Source organism: Aggregatilinea sp. (assembly GCF_036822615.1).
In the GTDB taxonomy this organism is placed as follows: domain Bacteria; phylum Chloroflexota; class Anaerolineae; order Aggregatilineales; family Aggregatilineaceae; genus Aggregatilinea.
Window position 1 is genome coordinate 66,445 of the sequence record NZ_DAISHJ010000011.1, and the last position, 24,842, is coordinate 91,286.

The window sequence follows — 24,842 nt, forward strand, 5'->3', positions numbered from 1 at the left end:
CTGGAATCAAAGCGCCTGCTGTCCCGTTCAATAGACAGCAGGCGCTTTTGGTCTCCACAGCGGGATGAACAGGTCGGTTAGTGCTGCGTGGCGCGAATCGCCGTGGGGCGCAGTACCGGCTGGCGGGGACGCAGCGCGGCCACCAGCACGATCGCCATCACAGCCAGCGCGGCCCCGGTCCCGAAGGTCAGCGGCGCGCCCACCGCGCCGATCGCTGCGCCGCCTGTGGCGCAGCCCACCACACCGCCGATCCAGGGAGTCGCTGAGTACGCGGCGACGGCGGTGCTCATCTGGCGCGAGGGAACCATCTCGGCCACCAGCGCGGACCCGGCGGCCATGCCTGCCCCCATCAGCGTGCACAAAATCTGCGACAGCCAGAAGTGCCACAACTGCGTGGAGAACGCCAGCATTCCCACACCGACCACGGCGCACAGGTACGCGCCTTGCAGCACTGAATGCCGCCCCCAGCGATCCGACAGCCAGCCCATCAGCAGCGGCACGGGCAGGCTCGCCGCCCCGCTGATCGCCACAGTGCTGGTCACCGCCGCGGAATCGAACGCCAGCGAATCCATCAGCAGCGGCTTGCCCATCACGGCGATGAAGTTAGCGATGTTCACCAGCACCGCCGCGCCCATCAACAGGAACAAACGCGGGCTGCCGGTAGCCACCATTTCCATCGTCTGCGTCTTCACAAACGGCGCCGCGCCGGTCCGTCCATCTTCCAGGCGCAGCGCGAGCAGCGCGGGCAGCACCGCCACCCCGGCAAACACGATACACACCGCCTCGAAGCCCCAGCGATCGTCCAACGGCCCGGCAATCACGCCGCTGATCAACTGGCCGAGCGCCGGGCCTGCGCCGAGGATGCCGAATGTGCGCCCAAGCTGGCGTTTGTCGGCGGCCATCGCCGCGAGAATCGAGGCCATGGCGATCTGAAGCCCGGCCATGAACCACGTCACAGTCACGAACACGCCCAGCAGCGGAGCCGTTTTCGCCTGCCCGACCAGCAGCAGCATCGGGACATTCACCAGTGCGCCGACTGCGATAAAGATCCGGCGGCGGTGAAACCGGCTGGAGAGCGTACCGGAGATCACGGTCCCGATCGCCAGCGCCGCGAATGCCGCAGCAAGATAGATCCCGGCCAACGTGGAGTCGGCCCCCAGGCGGGTTGCCCGGATCGGGATCAGCGGCAGCAGCGCGTTGCCCACTGAAAACACGGCTACGTTGCAGAATAACAGGGAGAGCAGTTGCTTATGTGACATCGATTCCTCTTGGCTTCTACCCGACATGGACGTGGGTGCGATGTGGGAACCTGGACGAGTGTCCGGTTTCGAGTTAGCTCAGTGTTATGATAAGGCTGAATCCCCGTAAAGTGGGCGGATTCACGCCCTCCCCCCTCCCTGATCCCTCCCTTTTGAGTGGTGATCGCCCACCCGTTTGGCGGTAGCCTATAAAACGTCCGCCGCAGTTCCAACCCAGGCATTATGGGCGGGCACACCGACCAACAGGAGAGAAGCGCATGGCTATCGGAACGCAGGAATTCGCAGCGGTCAGAATGGCAATCCGGCAGGCAACTGAAGCGGATGCAAAGAAGCTCAGCATCTATTTCTCCCAAATCGCCATGGAGCCGGGCAACAATACCGGGGTTCGGGACGGAATCTTCCCGCTCACCGTCGCCGCACAGCGCAAAATGATCCAGCGCTATAAAGAGCAGGAAAACTCGGTGCTGATTATTGCAGAAGCGGACGGTAAGATTCTCGGGGTCGCCGGGCTGGAAGGCGGAAACACCCTCTTCAACCGCCACTCTACCCTGCTGCATCTCAACGTGCGGCGCGGCTATCGCGGGGCAGGCATCGGCAGCGCCCTGTTGGACGTAGCGCTGGATTGGGCCAGACGGCAGCCGATGATCCGGCGCGTGGAGCTGGAGGTGCTCGCACGTAATACCGGCGCGATCCGTCTGTACGAGCGCATGGGCTTCGTCAGCGAAGGCTACCGCCACCTGGCCTACCAACTCCCGGAGGAAGGCGACAATGTCTACGTCGATTCGTTGGAAATGGCCTACTACCTTTGAACCCTGCCCTACTCCCACCTTATCCAAACCATCAAGCGCCGGATCCCTGTGTACCGGCGCTTTTGATTCTCGACGCCGCGTGAGCAATACCGATCACCCGGATCAAAAAAGCAGGCTCGCACAAATGCAAGCCTGCTTCGGGAGCAGCAAACAGTACGGTTAGAGGTGCAGCCGGATGTTATATGCACCTGCGTGTTCGGAGCGCACCGCCCGGCTCCGGTGATACTGGGCCAACACCGCCCGTTCGCGGCGGCGGTGAAGCCAATCCCGCACCACGCTCAGAACGCGAAAACGAGGCTCGGCAATAACGATACTTTGCGTGGTCCTGATTGTGCTGCGAGTGACCATGATGTCCTCCGCCGGTTATGCCGCCGCGACGCCCAACGAAAAGAGGGCCACAGCGCTCCCACGGTCGATACAGTCAGGATAGCCGCTTATGTGGGCCGCGTCACCAGTCCGAAAGAAGGGATTCAGGAGGGATTAGAGCCGCCGAGGAGGGGAATTCGACTCCGCGCGGATCAAACGAGCGTCATGCGAGACACGCTGTCTTTGTTGTAAGCGCCGATCGCCTCGGTGATCGCCTGTTCGAGCGTCATGCCGCGACCTATGTCCCACGCCGCCTGAAACGCGTCCTCGCCCAGACGTGCCCGCGTTGCATCGATCGTAATCGACACCTCCAGGCGATCGACGGGGAAAAGGTGGATGCTGGCGTTATCCAACATCGCCTCGCTCGCGCCCAGCAGGCGCGCGGCCCGTTCGGGACTGCCGCGTTTTTCGTAGATAGCCGCCATGCCCGCCAGCGAATGCGCCACCCGCTCGCCCCGGCTCAACTTCAGTTCACCCAGGATCGCCGCCCTGAAGTTCTGCTCCGCGCCTTTCAAGTCGTCCAGGCGCAGCGCGGTCCAGGCGATGTTCCGCGCCGTCGTGCTGATGCCCCACTCGTTGCCCAGTGCCTTGAAAGCAGCCATCCCGTTCTGGTAGTGGCTGGCGGCGCGGGGGAAATCGCGGCGCATACGTGCCGTCTCGCCCAACGCGTTTTGCGTCCACCCGATGCCGAACCGGTCGCCTGCCGCCTCAAAACAGCGCAGCGCCTCGACGTAACACGGCTCGATCAGATCGTCGCGCCCGGCGCGCACGTGATTCAGGCCCAGGAACCCCGATGCCCAGCCCATCTGCTGCCAGTCACCGCTGGCGCAGGCCAAATCGACCGCTTCTTCGAGCATGCCCCGCGCGGCATCGGGATCGCCCTGGTTCGAGGCCAACCGCCCCGCCAGCATCGTCAATACCTTCGAGCGCAGCGCGGGCGGCGCGTCTGGATTCTTGGTCAGTGCCAGCGTGCAGCGCTGCCGTCCTTCCGCCGCATGATTCCGCAGAAACCAGAACCAGCCCAGCCGCCCCGCCAGTTCCAGTCCGAGCAGCGGCGCACGATCCGCCAGCGCCCAATCCAGCGCGGCGCGCAGGTTGTCGTGCTCCACTTCCAGCCGCCGGAGCCACTCGATCTGCCGGGCGGAGTGCAGCTCGCGGTCGGCCTGCTGCGCCTGCGCCAGAAAATACTCCGCGTGCCGCCTGCGTGTCGCCCGGCCCTCACCGCCCTGCTCCAACCGTTCTTTGGCAAAGTCGCGGATGGTTTGCAGCATGGTGAAACGGGGATCGCCGTCGGGCGCGGGCATACGGCGAATCAGGCTTTTGTCGCACAGTGACTCGATCCCGGCCAGGAGATCGAGATCCCCTGTCTGGCATACTGCCTCGATCGCGTCCAGCGAGCAGCCGCCACGAAACACCGCCAACTGGCAGAACAACGCCTGCTCCGGCGGGTCGAGCAGCACATAGCTCCAGTCAATCGTATTGTGAAGCGTCTGCTGGCGCGCCGGGAGGTCCAATGCGCTGCTGACCAGCACACCGGGGTGGCTGTCGATCCGGTTGAGCAGCGCCTGCGGCTCGAACAGCTTGATCCGGGCCGCGGCCAGCTCGATCGCCAGCGGCAGGCCATCCAGTCGGCGGCAAATCTGGACCACCGCCGACGCGTTGTCATCCGTAAGCTGGAAGGATGCACTCGCCGTCTGTGCTCGCTGCACAAACAGCGCGATCGCCTCGTTTTTCAGCAGCCGCGAGGAGGACTGTTCGGACGGATCGGGCAGCGCCAGCGGCGGCACGGAATATTCCTGCTCGCCATAGAGGTGCAGCGTTTCGCGGCTGGTCACCAGCGCCTTCAGGCCCGGCGCAGTCGTGAGCAGTTTCAGCACGAGTGGCGCGGCTTCGAGCAGATGCTCGAAATTGTCGAGCAGCAGCAGCGTCCGGTTGTCTTTGAGCGTGCGTTGGAGCGCCTGTGGCAGCGATTCGTCTTCGGTTTCGCTCACGTCCAGCGCCTCAGCTATTGCTTTGGCGACATGCAAGGAATCGCGCAGAGACGAGAGCGCGATGAAAAACACGCCGTCCGGGAAATCGCCCAGGCACTCAGCCGCAACTTGCAGCGCCAACCGCGATTTGCCGGTCCCGCCGGGGCCGGTCAGGGTCAACAGGCGGCTGGCCGCCAGCAAGCGCTTGACTTCCGAGATCTCGTGGTCGCGCCCAATAAACGGCGTCACCAGAGCGGGCAGATTATGCCGTGTCGGGCGGATAAAATCCGCCTCATTTTCTTGGGAGGATTCGTCAGGCTCCAGGAGTTTGAGCGCCTGCGCGCGGGCGACGGCCTCGGCGCGCGTCGAAACGCCCAGCTTGTTGTAGATCTGGCGCGCATACCATTTGACCGTGGTTACGGACAGCGTCAAACGCTGCGCGATCTCACGATTCGAAAGCCGCTGGTACAGCAGGCGCAGAATCTCGATCTCGCGTTCGGTCAGGGGATTGAGCAGTGTCGGCTGACGGAGGTCGTCCAAGAAGCAGCTACCCGTACTCGCCCGGCGGAAATCAATCAATCCGAGCCATCAAGCGTGGTCATGGTTCGGATAAGACCTATCTTACCATTGTTTTCCGAGGATTCAGAATCAGGCCGCTGCCAAAGCCGGAGTCGTCCGCCCGCTACCCCTTTACCGCACCCGACGCGATGCCCTGGATAAAATGCCGCTGGAACAGGAAATAGAGTACCAGCACCGGCAGCGAAACGATGGTCGAAGCGGCAGCCATCACCGGGACGTTCGATGAATACTGCCCGCGCAGCAGCGCCAACCCGACCGGCAGCGTGCGGTGGGCGCTATCGCCCAGCACGAGCACCAGGAAAAACTCGTTCCACGTCCACATGAAGATCAACACCACCAGCGACATCAGCGCCGGACCGGACAGCGGCAGCAAAATCCGCCACAGCACGTTGCGCGGCGAAAACGGCGACGTGGTGCAGCCATCGACCACCGCCGCATCGACCAGATCGCGTGGGATGCCCTTGAAGTGGGCGCGCATCCAGAACGTGCCGAACGAAAAGCTCAGCGCGATCTGTGGCAGAATCAGCGCGTAGTATGAGTTCCGCAGGTGAAGCTGGTCCATCAGGTGCCAGACGGAGATGATCACCGCCTCGTGCGGCGCCATCAGCCCCAGGATAATCACCAGCAGCAGCAAATTCTGGCCGGGGAACGACATCATGCCGAACGCATACCCGGACAGCATCGAGAGAATCAGCGAGACCAGCACGACCGGAACGACCACAACGAGGCTGTTGATGAAAAAGTCCCCGAAACGCGCGCCCTGCCAGGCGTCCGAATAGTTGCTCCACAGCCAGCTTTCCGGCAGCGTGAACAACCCGCCCGAAAGCTCGGTCCGCCCCTTGAGCGAGGTCAGCAAATTTCCGGCAAAGGGCATCACGGCCACGAACAAAAACACGGTAAGGATGCCATAGGTCAACAACTGCTGGCTGCGGCTAGCTCGCATTTTCAGCCCCTTCTTGCCGTGACTGCAGGTAAAACACCGTGGCCGATACGCTGACGATGATCACGGTCATCACAAATGCCATCGCGGACGCGTAGCCCGCGTGGTGATACTCGAACGCTTCCTCGTAAATCAACATGCTGACCACTTCCGTCTTTCGCCCCGGGCCGCCCCGCGTCAACACAAACACGAGATCGAAGACGCGCAGCGCGGCGATGAAAGTCAGCACGAACGCGACGAGCATCTGCTGTTGGAGGCCCGGCAGAGTTACGTAGCGGAACTGGTGCCACGCATTCGCCCCGTCTACTTTGGCCGCTTCGTACAGGTCTTCCGAAATGGACTGCACCCCGGCGATGAACAGCACCATGCACAGGCCGTATTCGACCCACGTCCCGACCAGCCCGGCGGCATACGGCGCCCATACGAAATCGCCCAGCCACGGCTTGACGGCGCTGCTCAGGCCGACATCGGTCAAAAATTGGTTGACCGGGCCGCGATAGTCGAACATCCAGCGCCAGATGATCCCGACGACGACGGCGCTCATCACCTGGGGAATGAATAACCCGGTGCGGAAAATCACCATGCCCCTGAGCTTGCTGCGCGTCATCAGCGAGGTAAGGAACAGGCCCAGCATAATCGGCAGGATGGTATAGAAGATCACGAAAAACGCGTTGTTGCCCAGAGCGTTCCAGAAGTTTTCGTCTTCGAACAGCCGCCGGTAGTTCGCCAGCCCAACGTACGTGGGCGCGCTGAAGCCGGTCCACTCGGTCAGGCTGTAGCGCACCGTGTTGCCGATCGGCAGCAGCACAAACACGGAGTAAATTAGAAGGCCGGGCAGGATGTAGAGGTAAGCATAGTGGAAACGCTCGTAGGGGCGGCTGTGGCGCGCCGTACTTTCGGCCAAACGCGCGTAGAAGCGCTCGATCACATCTCACCTTCCTGGTGTGGGCCACAGGCGGCAGAAACAGGATGAGGGGATGGCAGCAGCCACCCCCTCGGAATACTATACTGCATTGAGCCCGCGAAGCGCGCTACTCGGAAACGTAATCCGCTTCCACGTCCGAAACAAACTGCTCCGGAGAAACCGCCTCACCCATCAATTCCTGGATGTTCGCGTCGATGTTCGGAGCCGTCCAGTCCAGCCAGTGACCGACCGCGTTCGCGCCGCTCACCGCCGACCACACGTTGAACATATCCGCCGTCAGCGTGCCTTCGGTCAGCAGGCTGGTATCGATCGCGGTCGCAGGGAAGAAACCGCGCTCGAACAGCAGCTCCGCCGCGCGCGGGCCGGTGATGAGGTCGATGTATTCCGCCGCGAGATCGGCATGTTCGCTGCCCGCGCGGATGCCGTAAGCCAGCCCAACGCCGCCGGGCACAATCGCCGGAACGCCCGCTTCATCCGACGGGAACGGGAAGAACCCGATCGGCTCCTCGCCAACCTCTTCGACGATCGTGCCGGTCATCCAGTTGCCAGTGATCCACATCGCGGCGTTCCCGGCCAGGAATTCGCTGGTGGTCGTATCGTAGTCCAGGCCCGCGAAACCGGGTGTAAAGTAGTCCTTGCCCACCCAATCGACCAGCTTCTGCGCGGCCTGAAGGTTGGCCTCCGTGTCGAACGTGCCGCCTTCGAGACGGTACATGAACGCGTCCAGCTCGTCGAGCATAGTATACACACCCTGGAGCACGCTGAATTCATGGATCGCGGGCCACCCGTCCAGGCTGCCAAATGCGATGGGCGTAACGCCATCCGCAACCAGCGTATCCATCAGGGCTTCCATCTCGTCGAGGGTCTGGGGGATCTCAAGGCCGTACTGCTCGAAGATGTCGCGGTGATAGTACACGCCGACCACTTCCGCCGTGTTCGACACGCCGTAGAGATTGCCCACGCCGAACTGCGTGCCATCTTCGCTGAAGCTGTTGCGGCTGTGCAGCCCTTCCGCATAGCGGCTCCACCAATCGTACTGATCCGCATAATCGTTCAGCGGCAGCAGCAGACCAGCCTGCACCAACGCGCCCATGCCGGTGTAGCCCTGGTTGATCATCGCAACGTCGGGGCCGGAGTCGCTCGACAGTTCGAGCGGCAGAATGTCGGTCAGATCGTCGGTAGCGTACACTTCCCGCTGGATGGTCACGCCAGGATGCGCCGCTTCAAACTCGGCGTTGAGGGTCTCGATCATTTCCTGTTCGGCATCACGGACCCAGTTGTCCCAGACGACCAGGGTGACCTCCTCGTCCTGCGCGGCAGCCGGAAGCGCTGGAATAATCAGCGCAACAATCAGGATAAGGATCAAACTGTGCTTGAGCTTCATGAGCTTTTATATCCCTTCACTCATTTGCAAACCACAGAGCAAGCGTGGAGCATGACAATACTATACAACAATACCCTCGATTGCTAGGGAGCATTCGTGTCAGGCAATCAGATGTATGGAAAAACGATAGGGTTATACTGTCGCGCCGGGGAAATTATTCATTTGAGACTGCGCATCACAACGGATCGCCCAACTGTCCCGTGCGGTATAAGCGCACGGGGCAGCGGCAAAACAGTATCAAAGATGCGAAGCCTTAGGCGCTTCCTGCCACCGTCGATCTTTCCGCTCGCACGGAGTGTTAAGCACAAAACAATCGAGGGGGCGGCTACCCCCCATCAATCGGCGACGCAGGCCCGTGACTCGCACGCGCGAAGGCTCCATCGCTCGACTCATTGCGCCGCGTATTGTCGCGACTGTCATACGTACAATCGGGCGCACCGTTCGCCTGGAACGTATAGGACTTGCTCAGCCGCCGCTCAATCACGAGTTCAGCGATCAGGTCATCAAGTGCGATCGTGTCGGGTAACGCCAGGCGTTCGGCAAGGTCGTCATACCGAAGAGGGTGCCCATTCCGCTGGATAAGCACGATAATTTGCTGCTTCAGCTTTTCTCGTTCAGTTTTCACCGTAATCCCTCACCACTCAGTTATAGATGAACTTATGCTGCACATGCGCTCAGGATCACCATTCCATGCATTCGCTGCGGGCAACGGGCGCTGGCCGCCAGACACGGCACCCCGAACAAGGGCAATATGAGGATGCACATGCCCGTTCGCCGCATCGCCTCATTGGCTAACCAGCAGGAGAAGAAATTGATTGCAGAAAAAGAACGACACAGTGTATGAGTACATGTGTTGTTTATTATTATAGCACATAATTTGATCGCTTATAAATCTGAGCGAGGAAATACGTCGTTATTCGTAGCGATTCCCTTCACAGAGCAAGCCACAACAGCACGTTGAATCAGCAGGTCGCCGGAGAGCGCCACCCTGCTACCATAACCGACTGATACCACTCTCTGAAGTGAGTTATCGCACAACAAGAAAATGGGTACACGATCGATGATGGTGCACCCGGCACACTTCCGGGCTATTCCGCTCTACGCGCCTCAGTGACTTGGTGCAGACACATCACGCGCTCTGGGCGGCGCTGGCTCATGAAACACACATCCAGGGCACCACGGCGTGCCCAACGCAGGCAGGATCCAGCGATCCAGGCCCCACCACCCCGTAAGTCACCAGGCGAGCACAAGAAGCAGGGCCAGAATAAACAGGGCCGGGTTGCTGCTAACCGATCCGGCAAGCAGATAGTTGGCGTTCATGAAGCAGCCGAAAAACGCCGCCATACCCACCAGTGTTTCCCCGGCGGCAACCACGTAGCTAAAAGTACCGGCATTGGGCAGCACCACATGCCGCAGAAACGATGCAAAATACAGGCCAATCGCCGTGCGGCGTCAGGCAAAATAAGGGCCATGATGCTATCTCTCTGAATGGCTACCACGCGCGCCGCCATCAAGAACCTGAAGCGGGCCGTTCATCCACAGGCAAACGGAAAGTTCATCGTAACTGCCGGGTTCCGGCACAAAGGACATCAATCCGATGCGAAACCACGCCCTGATCCTCGCCCTGTGCATATTGATCGTGCTCCCCGGTGCGTCCGGCTCGTCTTCGGCGCGCGCCAGCGGCCCCCACACGTTCGCCGGGCTGGAATGGTATACGCGCAGCGAACAGGGAGCGCCGCCTTCCGGCGGGTACAACCTGTGGTGGGATGGGCCGGAAGCGGCAGCCTTTGAAGACACAGATCGAGATGGGGAGGCCGATCAGGTGACCCTGCGTACCCATTCGGACGGCGGCACGTGGTACAGCACGGAGATGTTCACCAGCGATCCGGTCCCATATGGCGATTACTGTTTTTATGTGGATGCGGCGCTGGACGGGCTGGATGCGGCCCTTGTGTTTGGCATGTTTCTGTACGAAGACGACGCGCACGAGCTGGACATCGAGTTCTCGCTGTGGGGCGAGCCGGATGCCCCGAATAATGCCCAGTTTGTCGTCCAGCGCGGCGATGGAAAATCATACGCGAAGCGCTTTGCAATGGCCTTCGAGGGCGCCTACTCCACGCACTGCATTCGCTGGCAGCCCGATTCCGTCGTGTTCGAAAGCTATCACGGTCACACCACCGCGCCCGAAAATCGTCAGGCGATCTGGCGATACGACCGGTCCCTACGCGCCTTCGACGCGGAGCGCATTCCCCGCAGCGGGCAAACCACACTGATCCTCAACCTCTGGCTGGTCGATGGCGCGGGCGATCGGTTTGCCCCCGACCTCACCGGAGCGAGCGAAGTCGCCATCACCGGAATCACACATCCGGCACAGCCGCCCGCGTGATCTAGCGCGCTACTGTTTGGCCGCCAGCAGCAGGGTGATGTCGTCAAACTGCGGCGCATCACCCGCAAATAACCGGATTGCGTTCATGACGGCCTGATAGCCCTGCCGCACGCTGTCGGAATGGGCCTGAACTGCCTCAAGCAGACGTTCGCTTCCAAACTCCTCGCCGGAGAGGTTCTGCGCTTCCGTCACGCCGTCCGAATACATCACCAGCGTCTCGCCGGGAGCAAGCCGGGTTGTGTGCTCCGTCCAGGTCCGGTCGGGAAACAGGCCGAGCGGGATACCCGTTCGCTGAAGCGTGCGCGGACCGGTCCCGCCGCCCGATTCCAGCACGTAGGCGGGATTGTGCCCGGCGTTCGCATAGGTCAGCGTGCCGTCTGCCTCGATGACGCCGTAAAACACCGTCACGAACTGGTCGGAACGCGCGTCGCTCAACAGGCGCTCGTTAGCCGCGCATAGGGCTTGCGCAGGCGATTCAGGATAGTACAGCGTGAAGGTACGAATCAGCGTGCGGCTCAGCGCCATGTAAAGCGCCGCGCCGGTTCCCTTGTCAGACACGTCCGCGACAACAAGACCCAACCGCCCCGTCCCCAGATCGATGAAATCGAAAAAGTCGCCGGACGTTTCCCGTGCCGACACCAATCCGCCCGCCAGAGTCCACCCCGCGAAATCGGGCAGGTGATCCGGCATGAAGGTGGTCTGGATGCGCCCCGCCACGTCCAGTTCCTGAGCCATGCGCTGCCGCGTGAGCGCTTCCCGGTGCGCCTGCACCCGGTACAGCGCCGAGCCGATCTGCGAGGCAAGCGCCTGCACCGCCGCCAGCGGATCAAGAAGGCGGCTGCCTTTCGGACGCAGCAGGTAAATGCCGCCAACGCACTGCGGCGAGCCATCGTCAGGACCGCCCGCCGTAATCCTGACGACGATCGCGTGACCATACACGCTGTGTGTGCCCGGCAAGATCACGTCGCGTTCCAGCGTGAAGCTCTCGCCAGACTGGCACAATCGTTCCCATACGGAGGGATCGACGGGCAGCCGTCCCGGTGAGGACAGCACCGCAAAGGGCGCCACGCCAAGCGTCTGAGCAGCACCGGGACGGTCGAACAGGCGAATTTCGTACCGCGCGTTGGGGAACATCCGCGTGACGTGCGCAGTCAGAATATCCGGCAGCAGCGTGCCATCCGGCGGCGCTTTGATGATCGCCTCGCCCAACGCCTCAAGCTCGGTCATCTCGCGGGCCCGCTGGCGGCTGCGCGTATTGGCGATGCTGAGGCGGTACGCGAGGAAGTCCACCAGCACCACGCCGCCCATGTAGAAAAAGAAGATGCCCGGGCTGGCCTCGGTATAAAGCAGCGCCGCCAGGATGCCAAACGGCGTGACACAAATGCTCAGCGCCCCGACCAGCAGCCACCAGCGCCGCATGCTACCCGGCGTCGCCCCGGCCTGGAAATGATTGATGTACCGGATAAGCGGGTATAACAGCAGCACGTTCAATACCAGAGCGACCAACGCCGCCAGCGCCGCCGGAGCGATATCGCGCACGTCCAGGCCAGACAGCGGATAAGCGCCGCCTGCCGCTTCGTAAACGACCAGCGCCACCGCGCTGGCGAATATCTGATTCCCAACACCCTGCGTGATTCCCGACAGCGCCAGCCAGAACAGATTTCGCCCCAACTGCCGCTGCTGCCATACGGTGCGCAGTCCGATCACGATCTGCGCGATCACGCCCAGCCACAGCACCGTCGGGCCATAGAGGAGAATCGCGCCCCACAGTGCGATTTCAGACAGCGATCCGCTCGTGGGGATATCGGGCACGTCGTCCTGTTCGATGTAGATCACGATCGGCAGCCAGTCCATCGTGATTTGCGCCGCCAGCAGCACCAGGAGAGGCAGCCAGTGATCCGCTATCACGTCGGGCTGCGTGACAGCCACCGTCCACACGACCGCAATCAGAGCGGTTGGCCCGGTGAAAAACAGCGGGATCATCTCCATAAAGGCCGTAACCCGTTCGTACTCGTCCAGTGTGTTTAAGGATGGGCGCAAACGAATGGCTGTATTCCACAAGCGATCCCTTTGCATCGGCCAGTCTCCTGATTCCGGCATAATACAGCAGTCTGGTTCAACACCTTGTGTCTAGTGTAAACCGAACTTCATTGTTCCCGGCTGCCGGGATTTTTACCAGGGGAAAGTTCACAGCCGCCACGGTGAGCCATACAAAAGGCCCTCTGCCGAACTGCGAGGGCCTTTTTGCTGTTCGTTTACCGGAACCGCCTGCGGGGTTTCCTCCCGCCGATCGGTGCGCCTAGAGCGGCGCGCTGCCGTTCGAAGGCGGAATGTTTTGGTTAAGGTGGAACAGGTTCGTCGGGTCGTAGCGTGTTTTGATGGCCACCAGCCGGTCCCAGGTCTTTTGCGGATAAGCGTCATGCACGCGCGCCGCGCCCTCGTCGCCAATAAAGTTGACGTAAGCGTCGGCGCTGCCCTTGCTGAGCGCGTCAGATAGATCCTTGACCCAGGCGGCGTGCACGGATGCGTCGTCGGTGGGACTGTAGAGCGTCGCCACGTTCACCATGATCCGCCGCTGGCGATAGCCGAATGCAGTCGCGTCGTCCGGCACGCGCGCCATCGCGCCGCCCAACACGCGGATCTGCACCACGGACATATTCGCGGTGGATTGCTTCAGGCGCTCGATGGCCAGCTTTGCATCCTGCACGTCGAACGAATCCACGAAGAGGGTCCGCGCAGTGCCGACCGGATGGTATCCCCCCTCCTCGTGCGGGTAGATCTCCGGGTAATGCATCGAGCGCACCATGTCGGCCAGCGGCGTCGTCAGCGCGCGGAACGGCGCGATGGCGCGCTGTCCGGCCTCGACCTCCCCGGCATAGACCAGCATAGCCATCACGATCAACTGGCCGTGATACTCGCTCGGCAGGAAGGGGAACGGCGGCGCGACCATCACGTTGGCAATGGTCGAGAGTTCATCCGGCGCAGCCTCTGCCGCCGCGACAAACCCGCTGATGACTTCCGGCGTCGCGGGCAGCAACAGCATCCCACCGACAATCGTATCCACGTCGTGCAGGCGGTACTGGAACCGCGTCACCACCCCGAAGTTGCCGCCCCCGCCCCGGATGGCCCAGAAGAGATCCGGGTATGTCTCGGCATCCACCTGAAGGATCTGGCCGTCGGCGGTCACGATCTCAGCCGCCAGCAGATCGTCAATCGTCAGGCCGTACTTGCGCGCGAGGTATCCGAACCCGCCGCCCAGCGTGATACCGCCAATGCCCACCGAACCCGTGTCCCCAAAGCCGGTCGCCAGCCCATAAGCCGATGCCGCCGACGTGTATTCGCCTGTGGTCAGGCCCGCCTCGGCCCACGCCGTATGGCGTTCGGGATCAATGTCGAGCGACCGCATGTCTCCCAGATCAAGCACGATGCCCCCATCCGAGACGCTGTGCCCGGCGCTGCTGTGTCCGCCGCTGCGGATCGCCAGCTCCATGCCCGTTTCGCGCGCAAGCAGCACCACATGCGCCACATCGTTCGCATCCGCTGCCCGCACGACGACCGCCGGGTGCCGGTCGAAGCCTCCGTAGAAGGTCGTGCGCGATTCATCGTAGCCGGGTTCGCCCGGCGCAATCACGCGCCCCTTGATCGCTGCGCGCAGGTCTGGAATTGAAAGCTCTTGCGCAGCCGCACTGCCGTGCGAACCGCTGCCTGCGCGGCTCGTGGCGCTCATGTTATCAAGTGACATCATTGCTCTCCTGTTAGCCGAACACCGTGATACTGTTCTAGACAGCCGAGAACCGGATCGATCCTTTCGGCATTCAATCAGGGCGATGGTCGAGGGCGATGCGCGCTGAAGCATCCTCGGGTTGCAACCGATCAGCGGCCCGTACAAACATAAAAGTCTGCACATGGATAGCACAGACGTTCTACTTAATAAAGTATATGATTTTCTTCCAAAATGTCAACAATAGACTCAACCTATCTGATGCCGCGCACTGTAACCCGGGGCAGCTCGACGGGGCGTTTGCTTGCTCGCGCAGCCCCCGCCAGCCAATGTTTGATCGCCTTGATCGTTCTGCTATAATTGGCCGCCATGGACGCAATCAAATGGCTCATCGACTTCGTTTTACACATTGACACGCACCTGACCGAACTGGTGACCGATTACGGCATGCTGACCTATGGCGTGCTGTTCGCTGTGATCTTTGCGGAAACAGGGTTCGTCGTTACGCCGTTTTTGCCGGGCGACTCGCTGCTGTTCGCGGCAGGCGCAATTGCCGCGTTGGGTTCGCTGAACATCTGGCTGATCGTCGGTGTGCTGGCGATTGCGGCCATCGTGGGCGATACGGCCAACTATTGGATCGGGCATTTCTTCGGGCATAAGCTCGTAGACAACCCGCGTATCCGGTTCATCAACCAGGACCACATCGACAAAACCGAGAAGTTCTACGCCAAGCACGGCGGGAAAACGATCATCCTGGCGCGTTTCGTCCCCATCGTGCGCACCTTTGCCCCGTTCGTGGCAGGTGTTGGGACGATGCACTACGAGAAGTTTCTGCTCTACAACGTCATCGGCGGGTCGCTGTGGGTGGCGATCTTTACCCTGGGCGGCTACTTCTTTGGCAACATGTCGATCATCAAGAACAACTTCCACTACACGATCTTCGTGATCATCGGCCTGTCGCTGGTTCCGCTGGCGTACGAATACATCCAGAACAAGCGTCACTCCAAAGTGCAGGGTGTTGATCAAGCGGTGTTGGAGAACGTGGTCAACGAATAAATCCGCCCACCCGGCTTGAAGGCTGCCCCCGGAGACCGTTGCAGCCCCCTCATACGATCGATTCCGCGCCTGGACACACCGCCTCGTTGGCGGCGCACCGGGCGCGTATTGTTTTTAGGCTCCCCGGCGTTCACTGCGCAGATCGACGTTCGTTTTCCGCCAGGACGATGATCCGGTCCTTTTCGCCAAACGTGACCTTAACCGATTTTTTGGGGTTCGCCACGACGCCATAGCCCTTGTCGGGATCGTTGGCATCCGCGTGCAGCCGGTAGCCGATCGCTGTCTCATTGCGCCACAATGCCGCCGTCAGCACGGTATAAAAGTTCACCGGCATGCCCGGCTGCACGTAGTCGGAAGCGGGATTGAGGTACACTTCCGCTCCTTCCGCGTCGAACACATCCTCGAAGACGGCGTGAAGCTCGCGGTTCTCGGAGATCTGCGCCAGCAGCAGGCTCGACAGCTTGCCGCTGACGATGAAGTCGTCCGCCTGGGTGACTTCGGCCAGATCGCGGTTGCGCTCGTCGAGCATCTCGCTGACGATGGAGAACCGCTGCGAGGACTTCCCCGCAATATCCCGCAGGTGCAGCAGCGTGACCAGCGTGCGCGCATCCGCTTTTTGCATCGGCAGCGCGTCGGAATACGACAGCACGATGACGTGCTGGTACGTCTTGACGCCGAGAGCGAGCAGCGTACGGCGGTCGGTCGTGTTGCCCTGCTTGAACTCCAGGGATGCGTTAGTGAGCTGGCTGCCCAATGCGCTGACTGTTCCCCCGATGTCCGGATCTTCCGCAACAACGGTGATCAGCGATCCGGGAGCCACATAATGATCCAACTCTACGACGACCGTGGACGCGCGCCAATTCCATCCAAGCACCAGCGTACGCTCGGGCTGGAGCACAACGGGCGGGCAGCACACGATGGCATCCGTATCCACCGCCGGGTCCTTGATGCCCGACAGCCGGATCGTGTCGTCGTCTTCGGACAAGGCGATGATGAGGTCTCCGTCCTGAATACAGGTATCCATTGGCGGGTTCAGTTTTGGCCCGTCCCCTTTGAGACGAATGCCCACAACCGCCGAGTCCTCATAGGCGAACAACGCCTCGCCAAACGTTTTGCCCATCAGATCAGGCTCCGCCTGGAAATAGATCTCGTCCCCCTCGAAGTTCAATAACTCGGTGTAAACCGTGGATAGGCCCGAACGGCGGCACGTCTGGGCGATGATCCGTGATGTTAGGCGTCCCACGAGCACCAGCTCCGCCTCGTCCCCGGCGGCCAGCCGCGCCGCGTCCAGGTTATGCGGATCGTGGATCTCGGCCACAATCAGGTACGGCTCGGTCCGGCGGCTGCGATTGTTCACGATCGCCAGCATGACCTTGATCACCTGCGCGTCCGGGTCATTGTCGTCGGGCTCCAGCACGATAATCGAGCGGGCGGCGTTCAGGTTCACGAGTTCGAGATCGAAGTGATCGATCGGGCTGCCGCTACGGCACACGACGCGCGTATGGCCGTTGGAGTGGATCTTTTCCTGGATCTCATCCTCCATTTCCACCTTGTCTTTGTCGCCCAGGATCACGATGCACGACCTGGATTTCGGCTGATTTTCGTTTGCGATCATCAGCTCTGAAATAATGGTGAAAATGTGCTCGTTCCAGCCGAGGATGACAGTGTGGTCGCGTTCCAGCACGCGCGAGCGGCCCTTGCGCAGCGAGTGCAGCCGGTCCTCGATCCCGGTGACCAGGATGCCGATCAGGATGCTCACCATGAACAGGCTGCCCAGCGTGATGAACAGCATCGCCAGCAGAAAAGGAACCGATCCGGCGTCGGTCGCCACCGGATTGGGCGTCAGCGCCTGAAAGAGAATGTCCCAAAATATCGTCAGCGGCTTCAGACGGTGCTCGCCGTCGACCAGCCACACCACCAGCGTCGTGAGCGCCACCAACAGCGCCGATGCCAGGCCCAGCCATCCCCCCAACGCAATGGGCCCTCTGGATAACGTGTTGTCGAATGCATATCTAAACCGTTCCCGCCAGGTCACCTTCATCTGTGGAAACCTTCTTCCCCGGTGTGCCGTTCCACCTTGCCACTCAATCACCCTGCTGCTCTCCCACCCCACTGAGGGAAACGCGGGAAAAAGACACCAACATCATAGCGAACTCTGGCAAACTCATCGAAATCTTAGGGACCACTGTTAACTGAGCCGGATCGGTGCACGCCCAGCCGCAAGGTCGCTTGACTTCGAGCGCGCTCTAAGTGGTAGAGTGTAGTTATGCGCGAAAGAGTTTTTGCCACACGGAGTATAAGATGACCACAACACCTATGATGCGTTCATTGGGGCGTTCAGGAATCGAAGTCAGCGCAGTCGGCCTCGGCTGCTGGGCCATCGGCGGCCCCGTCTGGTCGGGGGAAACCCCCATCGGCTGGGGTGAAGTAAACGACAGCGAGTCGATCCGCGCCATCCAGCATGGGCTGGAACTGGGCGTCACGTTCCTGGACACAGCAGACGTTTATGGCACGGGCCACAGCGAGCGGATCGTCGCACAGGCGCTTGGGGATCGCCGCCAGCAGGTCGTGATCGCCACCAAGTTCGGCAACCTGTTCAACGAAGAGACGCGCCAGGCCAGTGGGACCAGCGCCACGCCGGAGCACATCCGCAGCGCCTGCGAAGCCTCGCTCAAGCGCATGAATACGGACTACATCGACCTGTACCAGTTTCACATCAATGAGTACCCGGCGGCAGACGCACCGGAGGTCCGCGACACGCTGGAAAGCCTCGTCGCAGAGGGCAAAATCCGCGCGTATGGGTGGAGCACCGACTTCCCTGAGCGCGCTCGCGTCTTTGCCGAAGGACCGAACTGCACGTCCGTCCAGCTCCAGTTGAACGTGCTGGAAGACAACGCCGCCATGATTGCCGTCTGCGAGCAGTACAATCTGGCCGCGATCAATCGCGGGCCGCTGGCGATGGGCCTGCTCACCGGCAAGTACTCAGCCAGCTCGCACCTGGGTACCGACGACGTGCGCGGCGAAAACAGCCCGGAATGGATGGCCTACTTCAAGGACGGCAAGCCGCACCCCGAGTGGCTGCGCAAGCTCGAAGCCATCCGCGAGATTCTGACCAGCGGCGGGCGCACACTGGCACAGGGCGCGCTGGCGTGGCTGTGGGCGCGCAGCCCGCAGACCCTGCCGATCCCCGGCTTCCGCACGGTGGCGCAGGTGGACGACAACGCCCGCGCGATGCAGTTCGGCCCGCTGAAGCCGGAACAAATGCGCGAGATCGACAGCCTGCTGGCGCGCGACCCCGTCGTCTAGCGCCGATTGATTCGTCTCGAAACGCAAACGGACTCGCCGCCCAACCAGGGTTGCGAGTCCGTTTCAATGTCCGGCAAAATGCGCGTCAAAGATAATACTTGAGATGATTGGTTTCCGGCGCTTCGCGGTAGCGGCTCGGTGAGACGCCGACCACCTTCTTGAAGATGCGCGAGAAGTAGTACGGGTCGTCATACCCCACTGCGAGACTGATTTCGTGGATCGTCTGGTTCGTGATCGACAGCAGCATACACGCATGCTGCATCTTCAGGTGGATGAAGTAGTCCATCGGAGAATAACCGGTCTGCTCTTTGAACAGCCGCAAGAAATGCGATTTGGACAGCCGCGCGTGCAGCGCCATATCATCCAGCGACAACCGCTGGTCGAGATTCTGGCGCAAATACTCCAGGGTCTCGCGGATGCTGTGGAACTGGCTGGTGCGCAGCGTAGGTGAAAATGCGCGATTGTTGAAAAACAGCCCGCCGAGCAGGTGGTGCAGCGTCTGCGACGTATAGATCATCTGTTGGAGCACAAAGCTTCCCAGAAAGCTCCGGTAACACTCCTCGAATAACGCGCTGACGCCCCGGGCGGTTTCCGGCGCGACGCTCAGCGTATAGACGTCCGGCGGCAGTAAGTAGGCAAAGTAATCCGAGCTTGTGCCGGTAAAGTGGAGCCAGTGGATCGACCACGGGTTATTCTCGACTGCGCCGTAAACATGCGGCTCGCGGCGCGGAATAATCAACGCTTCGTGCTTACGCACGGATCGCCGCTGCCCGTTGATCTCAAACCATCCCTCTCCATCCATGCACAGAATGAGAATATGCTCTTCTGCACCGTCTTTGCGCTCGCAGTAGTGGTAGCGCGCGCGGGGGTACCAGCCGATGTCGGTGGGCAGCAGTTGGTGCAGCAGCGGGTTGGTTTTGAGGTCCTCAAGGATCTGGCGCGGAATGACGTAGAGGATCTGATCCTTGAATCCCTCCCTCAGCCGAATTGGTGACATTATCTCTCTCATGGGCCGCACTCTACTTCACAAATAGAACCCAAAACATCAGATAGTCCATTATACCATTCTTTATTCCATTGTTTGTTGCTGCGCGCCCTTGTACTCTACACAGTAGAGTGAAGGAGTTAGATATGAGTGCCAACCAAGCCGATAAAGTTATTGCCTGGGAATCTGAAGTCAAAATCCCCACCTACAAAATCGGGCAGCCGGACAAAAACCCGATGTTCCTTGAGAAGCGTGTTTATCAGGGCAGCAGCGGCGTTGTTTACCCCCATCCCATTACAGAACGCATTTTTGACGACAAAGAAGATAAAGCTTACACCGCAGTATTTCTTGAAAACCGCTATCTCAAAATTATGCTCCTGCCGGAACTGGGTGGCAGGGTTCAGATGGCGCTCGACAAAACCAACGGCTACCACTTCGTTTACTACAACGAAGTCATCAAGCCCGCGCTGGTCGGGCTGACCGGCCCCTGGATCTCGGGTGGCATCGAGTTCAACTGGCCCCAGCACCACCGCCCCAGCACCTTCGAGCCGGTCGATTACCGCATCAAAGACAACGCGGACGGCAGTTGGACCGTGTGGTTCAGCGAGATCGAGCGCATGTTCCGCACAAAGGGCATGGTCGGCTTTTCGCTCTATCCCAACCGCGCCTATCTGGAACTGAAAGTTCAGCTTTACAACCGCACCACCCTGCCGCAAACCTTCCTGTGGTGGGCCAACCCCGCCGTGCATGTCAACGACGACTACCAATCGGTCTTTCCGCCGGACGTGCACGCCGTCATGGATCACGGCAAGCGCGACGTATCCGACTTTCCCATCGCCACCGGCACGTACTACAAGATGAACTACTGGCCCGGCACAGATATCTCGCGCTACAAGAATCTCCCCGTGCCCACGTCATACATGGCCTACCACTCCGATTTCGACTTCCTCGGCTGCTACGACCACGGCCAGCAAGCCGGGATGATGCACGTCGCCAATCACCACACCGTGCCCGGCAAAAAGCAGTGGACCTGGGGCTGCGGTGACTTCGGGCAGGCGTGGGATCGCCAGCTCACCGACGAAAACGGCCCGTACATCGAGCTGATGTGCGGCGCTTACACCGACAACCAGCCGGACTTCTCGTGGCTGATGCCGGGCGAAACGAAGCAGTTCACCCAGATCTTCATGCCGTATAAGGCCATCGGCGCGGCGAAAAATGCCTCGAAAGACGCCGTGCTCAACCTGGAATTCAGCGACGGCAAAGCACGGTTTGGCGTCTACATCACTGCGCCGCGCACGGTGACCGTGCAGCTTCTGCGGGACGGCGCGCCCGTCTTCGAGCAGACCGCCGCGCTCGACCCGGAAAAGGCGCTGATCGAGTCCGTGGCGGTCGGCAATGAGGCGCGCCCGCAGCAGTTCACGTTGCGCGTGCTCGATGGCGAGCGCGAACTGCTGGCCTATACGCCCCTGCCCGACGACAAGCCCGACATCCCCGCGCCCGCGACGGCGGCCAAACCGCCCAGCGAGATCGACTCGAACGAAGCGCTGTACCTCAACGGGCTGCACCTGGAGCAGTACCGCCACGCGACCTACGAGCCGGAGACGTACTACGAGGAAGCCCTGCGCCGCGATCCGCTCGACAGCCGGGTGAACAACGCGATGGGCCGCCTGCTGCTGCGGCGCGGCAAGTTTGCCGACGCCGAAACCTGCTTCCGCACGGCGATCGCCAGCCTCACACGCCGCAACCCGAACCCCTACGACGGCGAGCCGACCTATAACCTGGGGCTGGCGCTGAAATATCAGGGACGATTTGCGGAAGCGTTCGACGCCTTCTATAAAGCCGTATGGAACGCCGCGTGGAAAAGTCCCGCGCACTTCGAGCTGGCCCGGCTTGCATGCCGCGACGGGCGCAGCGAGGAGGCGCTCGCCCTGTTGAGCGATGCGCTCGATACCAACGTTCACTTCCAACAGGCGCGCCACCTGAAGATTGCCGTACTGCGCCGCCTGGGTCGCAGCGCCGAGGCGCTGGCGGAAATTGACCGCAGCCTCAACCTGGACCGGCTGGACTTCGGCGCGTTGTACGAGCGGTTTCTGCTGGTGGATGATGCCGCCTACCGCGAGTTGATGCGCGGCTCCGTGCACAACTATATCGAGCTGTCGCTCGATTACGCGCACGCCGGGCTGTCCGAGGAGGCGATCCGGCTGCTGGACGAAGCGCCGCTGGACGATCCGATGGTGCGCTACTACCAGGGCTGGTACCACGCCCAGACCGGGGACGCGCAGGCAGCAGCGCGCTGTTTCGCGGAGGCCAAAACACTTCCGCCCGATTACTGCTTCCCCAACCGCATCGAGGCCGTGCCTGCGCTGCAAACCGCGATGGCCGCCGATCCGGCGGATGCCCGCGCGCCCTACTATCTCGGCAATTTCTGGTACGCGCACCGCCGCTATGAAGATGCCATCGCCGCGTGGGAAACCGCCGCCGGACTCGATCCGGCCTTCCCCACCGTGCAGCGCAACCTGGGCATGGCTTCCATGAACAAGCGCCAGGACCCCAACGCAGCCCAGGCCTACTACGAACGCGCCTTCGCGCTCGATCAGACCAGCGCGCGCGTGTTCTTCGAGCTGGACCAGCTCTACAAGAAGATCGGGGCCGATCCGGCGAAGCGGCTCGCGCAGTTGGAGCAGCATCTCCCGCTGGTCGATCAGCGTGACGACCTCACCATCGAGCGCGTGACGCTGCTCAACCTGCTGGATCGCCCAGCGGAAGCCCTGCATATCCTGACCACCCGCATCTTCCATCCGTGGGAAGGTGGCGAGGGCAAGGTCACCGGGCAGTACGTCGTGAGCCTCTTGCAGATCGCCCGGCAGCAAATCGCGGCAGGTCAATACGGGGCTGCGATCGAATCGCTGGAGCGCGCCCAGGTTTATCCGCACAATCTCGGTGAAGGTAAGCTCGCCGGGGCACAGGAAAACCACATCTTCTATACGCTCGGCCTCGCCTACGAGGGTCTCGGTGCGATCGAACGCGCGCGCGAATGCTTCGAGCGCGCCGCAGTCGGACTGTCCGAACCGACCTCGGCCATGTATTACAACGACCAGCCGCCGGACATGATCTTTTACCAGGGCCTCGCGCGGGAAAAACTCGGCAAGCAGGACGAAGCGCGCGACGTGTTTCAAAAGCTGGTCGATTATGGCCGCGCGCATCTGGACGACGAGATCAAAATGGACTATTTTGCCGTCTCCCTGCCCGACTTCCTGGTGTTCGACGAAGACCTGAGCCAGCGCAACCGGATTCACTGCCAGTACATGATCGCGCTCGGCTGCCTGGGCCTGGGTGACATGAACGGCGCGAACGAAGCGTTCACGGTCGTGCTCAACGCTGCGCCTGCGCATCAGGGCGCGATCATTCACCACGCGCTGATGCAGGACGTGATCGCCGGAGGCCAGCAGTGAACCGCCTCTCCGAAACGACATGGCACGACCAGCCCGCATGGGCGTTGGAAAGTAACGCGCTGCGCGTCGTCACCGTGCCGGGCATGGGCGCGAAGATCGTCTCGATCGTTCACAAAGAGGCCGGGCACGAGTGGCTGCTCGGCTCCGCCGACCGTCCCTTCCGGCCCGCTGACTACGGCGCATCGTTCGTCGCACAGGACATGAGCGGGTGGGACGAAATGTTCCCCACCATCGAGGCATGTCCCTACCCCGGCGACGGCCCCTTCGCGGGCAACGCGCTGCCGGATCACGGCGAGGTGTGGGCGCTGCCGTGGCAGATCGCGGAGACGCGCGGCGGTGCATTGACGCTGCAAGTCTCCGGGCGGGCGCTGCCTTACGACCTGATCCGCACGCTGTCCCTGGCAGACGCACACACGCTGCGCATGGATTACGCCGTGACCAATACGGGCGGCGCGCCGCTGGCGGGGATGTGGACCGCGCACCCCCAGTTCGCCGTCACAGCCGCGACCGAAGTGCGGCTGCCGCAGGAAGTCACGCAGGTGCTCGCCGTCACGCCGCTGCCAGACGCGGCTGCTGGCGCACACGTCGATTGGCCTGTCATGCCCGTGCGGGACGGCGAGCCGCTTTACCTGGATCGCGTCGGCCCGGCAGCGAACTGTCGATCGCGCAAGGTTTACCTGCTACCGGATCAGCATATCGCCTGGGCGATGCTGCTGGATACGGCCTCAAAGCGCTGGCTGCGGCTGGAATGGGATGCCGCGCTCGTGCCTTACCTGGGCATCTGGGAAGACGAAGGCCAGTACAATCCCACTCCGACCATCGCGCTCGAACCCTCGACGGGCTATTACGACAGTCTGGCACGCGCCTGGGCAAACAAACGGGTGCCCATCCTTGCGCCGGGCGAGACGCTCAAGTGGTCGCTGTACGTCCGGGTAGGGATGGAGCAATGACCCACCATGCGCTCACCAGTATCGCCGGGCGCGCAAAATCATAAGATAATCTATCAGTTCAGGATTTGATCTATTGTTGAGAACCGCGTCCAATGATAGCCTATGATAATGAAGTGCGGTTGTTGATCATGTGCAATAGAGTTTTGGTTATGCGTCGCCTAAAAAAGAAGTTAGTCCTGTCCACTGAGACGGCAGTCCTAAAAGGGTGTGCCGCCGCAGTACCCTCCGCTGTCAAACGAGCCGCAGCATCCACGCTTGAATACGGCATGGGCAATCCGGCTGGCAGGCTGTCGCATACCGCGCGCATATGTTCCACCCGCCGCACACATCCCAAACCGACCATTCACCAGTTCCTGCCCGATGTGCAAATACTCCATCCTCACGTGCAGGATGGAAACACAGCGATCGGGCGCTTTCACCAACCCGCAAATAGTACGATAAGGAATCTCAGGATAAGTCAAGCCAGTGCCAGGAGGTGTCGATGAAGTGAGGTGGCAATCGCACCCTGTTTTAGCCTTGCAATAGTTTATGATCAGGAGAGAGTTACAGATTATGAGTAAGAAACTAATCTCGATGTTCCTGCTGCTCACCCTGCTCGTCCCGGTGGGCATCGGCGGCAGCGTCATCGCACAGGATGATGATCTGCTGTTCGTGGCGATCAACAAGAGCGCCGACCAGCAGTACTTCATCGATCTGCAGAGCGCGTTCAGTGACGCGACCGAAGGCTTCGGCGGCGAAGCCCGCACCTTCGACG

Annotated in this window: 18 protein-coding genes; 7 read left to right on the plus strand and 11 right to left on the minus strand. The window is 61.3% G+C overall.

The annotated features are described in order from the left end of the window. Positions 1-77: 77 nt before the first annotated feature. Positions 78-1,259, minus strand: coding sequence for an MFS transporter (locus V7116_RS05950; RefSeq protein WP_324390975.1), 1,182 nt, complete (start codon positions 1,257-1,259; stop codon positions 78-80). Positions 1,260-1,516: 257 nt separating this feature from the next. Here V7116_RS05950 and V7116_RS05955 point away from each other — a divergent pair, with 257 nt between their 5' ends. After that, the gene (locus tag V7116_RS05955) at positions 1,517-2,068 is read left to right on the plus strand and encodes a GNAT family N-acetyltransferase (RefSeq protein ID WP_324390976.1); all 552 of its coding nucleotides are present in this window, start codon (positions 1,517-1,519) and stop codon (positions 2,066-2,068) included. Between the two features lie 518 nt (positions 2,069-2,586). Here the strand turns inward: V7116_RS05955 and V7116_RS05960 are convergent. The 6 genes from V7116_RS05960 to V7116_RS05985 all read right to left on the minus strand — a co-directional run bounded on the left by V7116_RS05960 (position 2,587) and on the right by V7116_RS05985 (position 9,639). Continuing rightward, on the minus strand, positions 2,587-4,944 hold the full coding sequence (locus V7116_RS05960; RefSeq protein WP_324390977.1) for a LuxR C-terminal-related transcriptional regulator: 2,358 nt from the start codon (positions 4,942-4,944) through the stop codon (positions 2,587-2,589). A 142-nt stretch (positions 4,945-5,086) separates the two neighbouring features. Beyond that, positions 5,087-5,926 carry a carbohydrate ABC transporter permease gene (locus V7116_RS05965; RefSeq protein ID WP_324390978.1) on the minus strand — a complete coding sequence of 280 codons (840 nt, stop codon included), beginning with the start codon at positions 5,924-5,926 and terminating at the stop codon, positions 5,087-5,089. Next, entirely contained in the window at positions 5,916-6,851 is a 936-nt protein-coding gene (locus tag V7116_RS05970; protein WP_324390979.1) for a carbohydrate ABC transporter permease, read from the minus strand. The genes V7116_RS05965 and V7116_RS05970 overlap by 11 nt, the downstream gene beginning before the upstream one ends. A 103-nt stretch (positions 6,852-6,954) precedes the next feature. Beyond that, a complete protein-coding gene (locus tag V7116_RS05975) occupies positions 6,955-8,232 on the minus strand; it encodes an extracellular solute-binding protein (RefSeq protein WP_324390980.1) in 1,278 nt (425 codons plus the stop codon). A 325-nt stretch (positions 8,233-8,557) separates the two neighbouring features. Further along, a complete protein-coding gene (locus V7116_RS05980; protein WP_324390981.1) occupies positions 8,558-8,857 on the minus strand; it encodes a hypothetical protein in 300 nt (99 codons plus the stop codon). Between the two features lie 608 nt (positions 8,858-9,465). Next, positions 9,466-9,639: a hypothetical protein gene (locus V7116_RS05985; protein WP_324390982.1), complete on the minus strand. Its 174-nt coding sequence runs from the start codon at positions 9,637-9,639 to the stop codon at positions 9,466-9,468. A 190-nt stretch (positions 9,640-9,829) separates the two neighbouring features. On the opposite strand from V7116_RS05985, the gene V7116_RS05990 reads away from it, so the two are divergent. Then, positions 9,830-10,618: a hypothetical protein gene (locus tag V7116_RS05990; protein WP_324390983.1), complete on the plus strand. Its 789-nt coding sequence runs from the start codon at positions 9,830-9,832 to the stop codon at positions 10,616-10,618. 9 nt (positions 10,619-10,627) lie between these two features. On the opposite strand, the gene V7116_RS05995 is transcribed toward V7116_RS05990, so the two are convergent. Both V7116_RS05995 and V7116_RS06000 read right to left on the minus strand, forming a co-directional pair. Next, positions 10,628-12,694, minus strand: a complete 2,067-nt coding sequence (locus V7116_RS05995; protein ID WP_324390984.1) for a PP2C family protein-serine/threonine phosphatase — start codon at positions 12,692-12,694, stop codon at positions 10,628-10,630. 223 nt (positions 12,695-12,917) lie between these two features. Continuing rightward, on the minus strand, positions 12,918-14,360 hold the full coding sequence (locus V7116_RS06000; RefSeq protein ID WP_324390985.1) for an FAD-binding oxidoreductase: 1,443 nt from the start codon (positions 14,358-14,360) through the stop codon (positions 12,918-12,920). A gap of 348 nt (positions 14,361-14,708) precedes the next feature. On the opposite strand from V7116_RS06000, the gene V7116_RS06005 reads away from it, so the two are divergent. After that, positions 14,709-15,395, plus strand: a complete 687-nt coding sequence (locus V7116_RS06005; RefSeq protein ID WP_324390986.1) for a DedA family protein — start codon at positions 14,709-14,711, stop codon at positions 15,393-15,395. Between the two features lie 130 nt (positions 15,396-15,525). Here V7116_RS06005 and V7116_RS06010 read toward each other — a convergent pair whose 3' ends face one another. Next, entirely contained in the window at positions 15,526-17,367 is a 1,842-nt protein-coding gene (locus tag V7116_RS06010) for a CASTOR/POLLUX-related putative ion channel (protein WP_324390987.1), read from the minus strand. A gap of 329 nt (positions 17,368-17,696) precedes the next feature. Here V7116_RS06010 and V7116_RS06015 point away from each other — a divergent pair, with 329 nt between their 5' ends. Next, positions 17,697-18,701 carry an aldo/keto reductase gene (locus V7116_RS06015; RefSeq protein ID WP_324390988.1) on the plus strand — a complete coding sequence of 335 codons (1,005 nt, stop codon included), beginning with the start codon at positions 17,697-17,699 and terminating at the stop codon, positions 18,699-18,701. A gap of 85 nt (positions 18,702-18,786) precedes the next feature. On the opposite strand, the gene V7116_RS06020 is transcribed toward V7116_RS06015, so the two are convergent. Beyond that, positions 18,787-19,698, minus strand: coding sequence for an AraC family transcriptional regulator (locus V7116_RS06020; protein ID WP_324390989.1), 912 nt, complete (start codon positions 19,696-19,698; stop codon positions 18,787-18,789). Between the two features lie 134 nt (positions 19,699-19,832). Between V7116_RS06020 and V7116_RS06025 the strand changes: the two genes are divergently transcribed. The 3 genes from V7116_RS06025 to V7116_RS06035 form a co-directional block, all read left to right on the plus strand. Further along, positions 19,833-23,138: a DUF5107 domain-containing protein gene (locus V7116_RS06025; protein WP_324390990.1), complete on the plus strand. Its 3,306-nt coding sequence runs from the start codon at positions 19,833-19,835 to the stop codon at positions 23,136-23,138. Next, positions 23,135-24,088, plus strand: a complete 954-nt coding sequence (locus V7116_RS06030) for an aldose epimerase family protein (RefSeq protein WP_324390991.1) — start codon at positions 23,135-23,137, stop codon at positions 24,086-24,088. Before V7116_RS06025 ends, V7116_RS06030 begins: the two co-directional genes overlap by 4 nt. 552 nt (positions 24,089-24,640) lie before the next feature. After that, on the plus strand, positions 24,641-24,842 hold a 202-nt coding region (locus V7116_RS06035; protein WP_324390992.1), incomplete at its 3' end, for a hypothetical protein.